Annotated in this window: 2 protein-coding genes; one reads left to right on the top strand and one right to left on the bottom strand. The window is 61.9% G+C overall.

What is annotated here, in order from left to right; all coding sequences use genetic code 11:
* Nucleotides 1-841: alpha-isopropylmalate synthase regulatory domain-containing protein (locus tag A2I95_RS37370; protein ID WP_291737509.1), on the top strand; the 841-nt coding region annotated here is incomplete at its 5' end.
* A 99-nt stretch (nt 842-940) separates the two neighbouring features.
* On the opposite strand, the gene rlmJ is transcribed toward A2I95_RS37370, so the two are convergent.
* The coding region (rlmJ, locus tag A2I95_RS37365) for a 23S rRNA (adenine(2030)-N(6))-methyltransferase RlmJ (RefSeq protein WP_291737508.1) at nt 941-1,471 on the bottom strand (531 nt) is incomplete at its 5' end.

Genomic DNA, 1,471 nt, shown 5'->3' with positions numbered 1-1,471 from the left:
GGAAGAGGTCGTGATGTCGCTGAAGACGCGCAACGACATCATGCCCTGGCACACCGGCATCGACACCACCAAGATCATGCATATCTCGCGCCGGGTTTCGACCGTCTCCGGCTTTGTGGTTCAACCGAACAAGGCGATCGTCGGCAAGAACGCCTTTGCCCATGAAAGCGGCATCCATCAGGACGGGATGCTGAAGAACCGCGAAAACTTCGAGATCATGCGGCCTGAGGATGTGGGCCTCTCCGGCACCTCGCTGCCGCTTGGCAAGCATTCCGGCCGTGCCGCGCTGCGCGACAAGCTGGAACACCTTGGCTATGAGGTTGGCGACAACCAGCTGAAGGACGTTTTTGTCCGCTTCAAAGAGCTGGCCGACCGCAAGAAAGAGGTGTTTGACGACGACCTCATCGCGCTGATGCGCACCGGAGTGGACGCTGAGAACGACTATCTGAAAGTGGTCTCGATGAAGGTGGTCTGCGGCACCGGCGGCCCGGCGGAAGCCACCCTTGAGATGGAGATCGATGGCAAGGACGTCACTGAGACGGCTGAGGGCGACGGCCCGGTCGATGCGACCTTCAAGGCGATCCGCATGATCCATCCGAACTCTGCCCGTCTGCAGCTGTATCAGGTGCATGCGGTGACCGAAGGCACCGACGCGCAGGCAACTGTGTCGGTACGGCTGGAGGAAGACGGTATCATCGCCACCGGCGAAAGCGCCAATACCGATACGGTTGTTGCTTCGGCCAAGGCTTATGTGAACGCGTTGAACCGCCTGATCGTGCGCCGCGGCCGGGTTGGTGAAGGTGCCGATACGCGTGAGATATCCTATAAAGATCTGGCTTGATCCAAGGCCGGACAGACAGAACAAACAAAGGGCGCCCGCTGCGGCGCCCTTTGTTGCTCAATGCGAAACCTCCGGCCGGACAGAGCGGATGGTGCGCGGTTACTTGCGGGAAATCCCCTCGAACAGCGCCGACAGCCGGGCAGCTTCTTCTGCGATGCCGTAGGGGGCATTGACCACGAACATGCCGCTGCCGATCATCCGGTGCCCATCACGGACCGGCGGAAAGGAGACCTCGTGGCGCAATGCCCCGGGCAGGCCTTGCGCCTCCAGTGCCTTGAGCATCTGCTTGTGGGAGCCGTCCTTGAGGATTGGATACCACAAGGCGATGATCCCGACATTCCACTTCTTGTGCAGCTGGCCGATGATGCCGGGGATGCGGGCATAGTCGGTTTTAATCTCGTAACTGGGGTCAATCAGCATGAGGCCGCGGCGGGGTGTTGGCGGCGCCAGCGACATGGCCAGCTCGAACCCGTCCTGCTGATGCACTTTGGCCCGCCAGGGCCTCAGCGCGGCGCGCAGGGCGGTGCTTTCCTGCGGATGCAGCTCGGCAAAATGCATTGCGTCGCCCGGGCGCAGCAAAGACGCCGCAACCAGCGGCGAACCCGGATAGGCAGTCCCGCCATGCGGGGC

The sequence above is a fragment of the Leisingera sp. F5 genome, from assembly GCF_001593695.1.
Note: the sequence above shows the minus strand (reverse complement) of the source record. Positions and strands in the feature narration are given on the sequence as shown.